At 73.6% G+C, this 7,016-nt stretch carries 6 protein-coding genes; 5 read left to right on the plus strand and 1 reads right to left on the minus strand.

Annotation, left to right across the window (positions count from 1 at the left end; translation table 11 throughout):
• The 5 genes from ACJOT3_RS30360 to ACJOT3_RS30380 form a co-directional block, all read left to right on the plus strand.
• A partial coding sequence (locus ACJOT3_RS30360) for an ABC transporter substrate-binding protein (RefSeq protein WP_406976567.1) occupies positions 1 to 1,256 on the plus strand: 1,256 nt, incomplete at its 5' end.
• Between the two features lie 5 nt (positions 1,257 to 1,261).
• Positions 1,262 to 2,227 (plus strand): carbohydrate ABC transporter permease, encoded by a 966-nt coding sequence (locus ACJOT3_RS30365; RefSeq protein ID WP_406976568.1) that lies wholly within the window; start codon positions 1,262 to 1,264, stop codon positions 2,225 to 2,227.
• Positions 2,224 to 3,153, plus strand: coding sequence for a carbohydrate ABC transporter permease (locus ACJOT3_RS30370; RefSeq protein ID WP_406976569.1), 930 nt, complete (start codon positions 2,224 to 2,226; stop codon positions 3,151 to 3,153). Before ACJOT3_RS30365 ends, ACJOT3_RS30370 begins: the two co-directional genes overlap by 4 nt.
• 78 nt (positions 3,154 to 3,231) lie before the next feature.
• Positions 3,232 to 5,304, plus strand: coding sequence for a glycosyl hydrolase family 28-related protein (locus ACJOT3_RS30375; RefSeq protein ID WP_406976570.1), 2,073 nt, complete (start codon positions 3,232 to 3,234; stop codon positions 5,302 to 5,304).
• A 158-nt stretch (positions 5,305 to 5,462) separates the two neighbouring features.
• The gene (locus tag ACJOT3_RS30380; protein ID WP_406976571.1) at positions 5,463 to 6,095 is read left to right on the plus strand and encodes a trimeric intracellular cation channel family protein; all 633 of its coding nucleotides are present in this window, start codon (positions 5,463 to 5,465) and stop codon (positions 6,093 to 6,095) included.
• A gap of 7 nt (positions 6,096 to 6,102) precedes the next feature.
• Here the strand turns inward: ACJOT3_RS30380 and ACJOT3_RS30385 are convergent.
• Positions 6,103 to 7,016, minus strand: a 914-nt coding sequence (locus ACJOT3_RS30385; protein ID WP_406976572.1) for a LysR family transcriptional regulator, incomplete at its 5' end; no start/stop codon positions are given.

Genomic DNA, 7,016 nt, shown 5'->3' on the forward strand with positions numbered 1-7,016 from the left:
TGGCCGTCGCCGTCGACCCCGGCCTGGAGCCCGCCGCCCTGGACGCCTTCAACGAGCGCGTCGCCCAGTTCGAGGAGGAGAACCCCGACATCGCGGTGGAGGTCCAGGAGTACAACTGGACGGCGACCACGTTCACCGCCCAGCTGGCCGGCGGCACCCTGCCCGACGTGTTCACCGTCCCCTTCACCGACGGGCGCGGGCTCATCGAGCGCGGGCAGATCGCCCCCATCGGCGACCGGGTCGCGGAGCTGCCCTACGCCGACTCCTTCAACCCGAACGTGGCGGCCGCCGGGTCCGACGCCGACGGGACCATGTGGGCGGTGCCCATCGCCGCCTACGGCCAGGGCCTGCACTACAACCGGACCCTCTTCGAGGAGGCCGGGCTGAACCCCGACGACCCGCCCACCACCTGGGAGGAGGTCCGCGAGGCCGCCAAGACCATCAGCGAGGAGACCGGGCAGGCCGGGTACGCGATGATGACCTCCGGCAACACCGGCGGGTGGATCCTCACCACGCACGCCTACACCCTGGGCGGGCGCACCGAGGCGGTCGACGGCGACACCGCCACCGCGACCATCGACACCCCGCAGGTGCGCGAGGCCCTGGAGCTCCTGCACACCATGCGCTGGGAGGACGACAGCATGGGCGCGGAGTTCCTCTACGAGTGGGACTCCATCAACCAGGCCTTCGCCTCCGGCCGGATCGGCATGCACATCTCCGGCGGCGGCAACTACGGGAACCTGTACACCCAGAACGCCATCGACCCCGACGACTACGGGCTGGCCGCGGTCCCGCTGGCCGACGACCCCGACGCCGGTGTCCTGGGCGGCGGCACCCTGGCGGTGGTGAGCGCCGACGCCGAGGAGCCGGTGATCGACGCCGCCGTGCGCTGGATCGACTTCTTCTACCTGGGCAAGCTCACCGACCAGGACGCCGCGGTGCTCAACGCGCGGACCCAGGCCGAGACCGGCCAGCCGGTGGGCGTGCCCGAGCTGCCGGTGTTCGACCAGGACACCTACGACGCCTCGCGTGAGTGGATCGCCGAGTACGTCAACGTGCCGCTGGACCAGATGGCCCCCTACACCGAGGCGGTCTTCGGGCAGCCGCTGCTCAACGAGCCCACCCGCTCCACCCAGGAGGTCTACGCCCTGCTGGACCCGGTGGTGCAGGCGGTCCTGACCGACGAGGACGCCGACATCGACGCCCTGCTGGCCCGGGCCCAGGAGAGCGCCCAGCACCTCCTCGACCAGGAGTGAGGGACGTGGCCACACTCACCCGGGAACCGGCGGCGCACGCCGCCGGTCCCCCCGGCCCCTCCCGGGCCGCGCGACCCCGGCTCTCACCGCTGGCGCGGCTGCGCGGGGCGCTGCCCGCCCTGGTCTTCCTGACACCGCTGCTGGTGGTGTTCGGGGTGTTCTCCTGGTGGCCCATCGTGCGGGCCGTCGTGATGAGCTTCCAGCGCACCAACCTGGTCACCGACCCGGTGTTCGTGGGCTGGGACAACTTCCGGTACGTGCTGGACGACCCGATGCTGGGCACCGCGGTGCTCAACACCCTGTACTTCGCGGTGCTGGCCCTGCTGTTCGGCTACCCGCTCCCGCTGCTGGCGGCGGTGCTGATGAGCGAGGTGCGCCGCGCCCGGGGGCTGTTCAGCGCCCTGGCCTACCTGCCGGTGGTGGTGCCGCCGGTGGTGTCGGTGCTGCTGTGGCAGTTCTTCTACGAGGGCGGCCCCACCGGCGTGTTCAACACGTTCCTGGGGTGGGTCGGCCTGGGCCCGGTGGGCTGGTTGCAGGACCCGGCGATGGCGATGCCGTCGCTGGTGCTGGTGGCCACCTGGTCGGCGGCCGGGGGCACCGTCATCATCTACCTGGCCGCGCTGACCGGGGTGGCGCCGGAGCTGTACGACGCCGCGGAGATGGACGGGGCGTCCATCTGGCGCAAGGTCTGGCACGTGACCCTGCCGCGGCTGCGCGGGGTCCTGCTCATCACGTTCATCCTGCAGATCATCGGGACGGCGCAGGTGTTCCTGGAGCCGTTCCTGCTCACCGGCGGCGGGCCGGCCGGGGCCACGACCACGGTGCTGCTGCTCATCTACAACTACGCCTTCGCCAACAGCCTGGGCGGGAACTACGGGGCGGCCACGGCGCTGAGCCTGATGCTGGCGGTGTTCCTGGCGGTGCTGTCGGCCGTGTACTTCCGCCTCACCCGTTCCTGGAGCACCTCATGAGCGCCGTCGCGACCCCGCGCGCACCCCGCCGTCCCCGGGACGGGGAATCCTCCGGGCGGGGGATCCTGTCGGCGGCCGACCGCGCGCACCCGGTGGTGGGCCGGGCGGTGAAGGCGGTGCAGGGCGCGCTGCTGCTGGTGCTGCTGATCATCGGCCTGGGGCCGATGCTGTGGCTGGCCAAGGCCGCGGTCACCCCCACCCAGGACACGCTGCGCACCCCGCTGGCGCTGTGGCCGAGCGGCGTGGACTGGGCCAACCTGTACACGGCGTGGGTCCGGTTCGACCTGGACCTGCACATGGTGAACACGATCGTGATCGCCGCCGGGTCGTGGTTCGTGCAGCTGCTGGTGGCGACCACCGCCGGGTACGCGCTGTCGGTGCTGCGCCCCCGCTACCGGGGCGTGGTCACGGCGGTGGTGCTGGCCACCCTGTTCGTGCCCGCGGTGGTGCTGCTGGTGCCGCTGTACCTGACCGTGCTGGACCCGCCGCTGCTGGGGACCTCGCTGGTCAACTCGTTCTGGGCGGTGTGGCTGCCCGCGGGGGCCAACGCGTTCAACGTGCTGCTGGTGCAGCGGTTCTTCGACAGCCTCCCCCGCGAGGTGTTCGAGGCGGCGCGGGTGGACGGCGCCGGGCCGTTCCGGCTGTTCTGGTCGGTCGTGCTGCCGATGTCGCGGCCGATCCTGGGCGTGGTGTCGGTGTTCGCCGTCATCGCCGCCTGGAAGGACTTCCTGTGGCCGATGCTGGTGCTGCCCGACCCGGCGGTGCAGCCGCTGTCGGTGCGGCTCCCGGCTTTGAAGAGCTTCGTCGAGCTGGACGTCTTCCTCGCCGCGCTGGCGATCTCCAGCATCATCCCGATCGCGCTGTTCCTGGTGTTCCAGCGCACGTTCCTGCGCGGCGGCGGGTTGGGGGGTGCGGTCAAGGGCTGACGCGCCGGGCGGTCCCCGCATCCGACCGGCCGCCCGGACACCCCTCGAAGAACAGCACAGAAAAGAAAGGTGCGCACCGTGCACCGACGTACCCCCCACCCCCGAAGGATCCGGACCGGCGCCGCCGCGGGCGCCCTGACCCTGGCGGCCGCCCTCGTGACCGTGCTCCCCCCGCCCGCCGCGGCGCAGGCCGCCTCCTACGACGCGGGCACCGCCTTCGTCACCGGCGGCTCCGCCCTGACCGCCGCCACCGCCGGCGACCCGGGGCACGCCTCGGTGTCCGCCGGAGGACGTGTCACCGTCCCGGTGTTCTCCACCGCCGACGGCGTGCGCCCCCTCACCCTGACCTACGACAACCCCACCGGGCGGACCCTGTCCCCCGCCCTGGTGGTGGACGGCCTGCCCGCCGGGTCCGTGGACCTGCCGCCCACCGACGGGTGGGGCGAGGTCTCCGTGGACGCCGACCTGGCCGCCGGGACCGGCAGCGTGGCCCTGCACCACGACGGCCCCGGCGCGTTCTCCCTGCGCGGGGTGGAGGTGGCCGACGCCGCCGCCCTGGCCGAGCGCGGGGCCACCGTCCCCTACACCGTCCACCAGGCCGAGGACGGGTCCACCAACGGCGAGGTGCTGGGCCCGGACCGGGCCTTCCGCACCGTGGCCGCCGAGGCCTCCGGCCGCCGGGCGGTGCGCCTGTCCGGGACCGGGGACTTCGTCGAGTTCACCCTGACCGAGCCCGCCGACGCCCTGGTGGTGCGCTACTCGATCCCCGACGCCCCGGGCGGCGGCGGGGAGCGGCACCCCCTGGGCCTGTACGTGGACGGGGAGAAGGTCGACGACCTGGAGCTGACCAGCGAGTACTCCTGGGTGTACGGCGACTACCCGTACCACGACGACCCCGGCCTGGGCGGGGCCCAGCGGTTCTTCGACGACTCCCGGTTCCGGGTCGGCCCGCTGCCAGCCGGGGCCGTGCTGCGGCTGGAGAAGGACCCAGGCTCCACCGCCGCGCACTACGACATCGACCTGGTGGAGACCGAGTCGGTGCCCGCGCCCCGGCCCCGCCCCGACGGGTTCGTGGACATCACCGACCACGGGGCGACCTCCGGCGACGGCACGGACGACACCTCCGCGGTGCGCGCGGCGATCGCCGCCGCCCACGCGGCCGGGACCGGCGTGTGGGTCCCCGGGGGCGACTTCACCATCACCGCGCGGATCGAGGTGGCCGGGGTGGCGGTGCGCGGCGCCGGGCCCTGGTACTCGGTGCTGCACGGCCGCGACGGCAGGGGCGGGTTCTTCGCGACCGGCTCCGACGTGGTCATCGCCGACCTGATGATCGACGGCGACAACCGGTACCGCGACGACGCCGGGTTCGACGCCGCCCTGGAAGGGGACTTCGGCACCGGGTCGCTGATCCAGAACGTGTGGGTGGAGCACACCAAGGTGGGCCTGTGGGCCGACCACGGCACCGACGGGCTGCTCGCCCTGGGCCTGCGCATCCGCAACACGTTCGCCGACGGGGTCAACCTGCACGGGAACGTGCGCAATACCGAGGTGCGCCAGAGCGTGCTGCGCAACACCGGCGACGACGCGCTGGCCATGTGGTCCGACGGGGCGCCGGTGACCGACAGCGCGTTCGTGGGCAACACCGTGCACACGCCGCTGCTGGGCAACGGCGCCGGGATCTACGGCGGCCACGGCAACCGGGTGGCCGACAGTGTCGTCGAGGACACCCTGACCGGGTCGGCGGGCGTGGCCGTGGGCACCCGCTTCGCCCCGGTGCCGCTGAGCGGGGAGACGGTGGTGGAGAACACCACCCTGCGCCGCACCGGCGGGTACGAGCCCAACTGGGCGACGCAGCTGGGCGCGGTGTGGATCTTCGCCGACTCCGCCGACATCACCGCACCGATCACGGTCCGGGACGTGGACGTCCTGGACAGCACCCACCAGGGCATCCTGGTGAGCCATGACCGGCTGGTGGAGGACCTGACGTTCACGCGGGTGCGCGTCGACGGCACCGGCGGGCACGGGATCGAGCTGAACGCCCGTGGTGGTGCGTTCTTCGAGCACGTGTCCGTGTCCGGTGTCGCGGGCACCCCGCTCACCGCCTGGGACGGCTTCGACGTCGTCCGGGGCGAGGGCAACAGCGGGTTCTGACCGGCCGCGGGTCCCGGGACGGGGGTCCCGGGGCCCGCACCCCCGTCTCCTCGGGAAGGCGGGGTGCGGCGCGTCACCTCCGCGGACGTGCGTGCGGGCGCCCCGGACGTGATGGAATGGCCGGTCGGCACACCGTTCCCAGAAGAAACCCGCGGGTCATGTCCACGCAGACCATCCTCCTGATCCTCGACCTCGTCGGGATCTTCGCCTTCGCCGTCGACGGGGCCCTCACCGCCATCCGCACCGCCCGGGTGGACATCGTGGGCGTCCTGGTCCTGGGGCTGGTGACCGCCATCGGCGGCGGCATCATCCGGGACGTGCTGCTGGGGGTGACCCCCGCGACGTTCCAGGACTGGCGGTACGTGACCGTGGCCCTGGTGGGCGGGACGGTGGCGTTCTTCCTGGGCGCCCGGCTCACCCGGCTGTCCAAACCGATCCTGCTGTTCGACGCCGCGGGCCTGAGCCTGTTCGTGGTCATCGGCGCGGCCAAGGCGATCGAGCTGGGCTTCGGGCCCTTGCAGGCGGTCCTGCTGGGGGCGATCACCGGGGTGGGCGGCGGCACCATCCGCGACGTGCTCCTGAACCGGGTGCCGACGGTGCTCAGCGCCAACTCGCACCTGTACGCGATCCCGGCGCTGCTGGGCGCGGCGACGGTGTCGGTGGCCCACGTGCTCGGGTTCGACGCCGGGTGGGTGGCGGTGGTCGGCGCGCTGCTGTGCTTCACGATCCGGGTGCTGGCCCTGCGCTACCGGTGGAACGCGCCGCGCCCGCCGGGCGTCCCGCCCCTGTAGCGGGCGCTCACGGGGTGGGGGCCTCCTCCAGGGCGCGTGCGGCGACCCCGCGCAGGGTGGCGACCAGCTCCGGCAGCGGTTCGGGGGGCCTGCGCCGGTGCACCACGTACACCTCGCGGGCCAGCCGGGCCCCGCGCAGCGGGCGGCTCACCCAGCCGCCGCGGCGGGCCGCGCCCAGGATGGTGGAGGGGACCAGCGCCACCCCCACGCCCACCTCGATCAGGGCCAGGGCCACCTCGTAGTCGCGGGTCTCGTAGGTGACGGTGAGCTTGACCCCGGCGGCCGCGGCGGCCGCGTCCAGGGTGGTGCGGTTGGCGATGCCCGGGGCCCCGCAGATCCACTCCTCGTCGGCCAGGTCGGCCAGGGACATCGGCCGGTCGGCGACCGGGTGCCCGGTGGGGGCCACCACCATGAGCGGGTCCACGAGGACGCGTTCGCGGTGCAGGCCCGAGGCGCGCGGCAGCGGCACCGCCGGGTAGCGGTGGGTGACGAGCACGTCGAGGTCGCCGGAGGTGACCAGGTCGTGTCCGCCGGGGGGCTCGATCTCGGTCAGGGACAGGCGCACGTGCGGGTGGTCGCGGCCGAACGCGGCCAGGGTCTGGGGCAGCAGGATCTGGCCCGCGCTGGCGAACGCCCCCACGGACAGGTGGTCGGGCGGGGTCCCGGCGTACGCGCGGACGGCGGCCTCGGCGTCGCGCAGCTCGCCCAGGACGCGTTCGCCGTGTTCGAGCAGGATCCGCCCGGCGCCGGTGAGGGTGGCCCCGGTGCGGCCGCGCTCGACCAGGACCACGCCGACCTCGCGCTCCAGTTTGGTGAGCTGCTGGGACAGGGCGGGCGGGGTGAAGGAGAGCCGTTCGGCGGCGGCGGCGATGGATCCGGCGTGCGCGATCTCCACGAGCACGCGCAGGCGGTTGGCGTCGA

The organism is Nocardiopsis protaetiae (assembly GCF_045446735.1).
GTDB lineage: Bacteria > Actinomycetota > Actinomycetes > Streptosporangiales > Streptosporangiaceae > Nocardiopsis > Nocardiopsis protaetiae.

What these genes read in the sequence shown, in the direction of transcription:
- ACJOT3_RS30370 (WP_406976569.1), top strand. Translation starts at nt 2,224, where the DNA reads ATGAGCGCCGTCGCGACCCCGCGCGCACCCCGCCGTCCCCGGGACGGG.
- ACJOT3_RS30380 (WP_406976571.1), top strand. Translation starts at nt 5,463, where the DNA reads ATGTCCACGCAGACCATCCTCCTGATCCTCGACCTCGTCGGGATCTTC.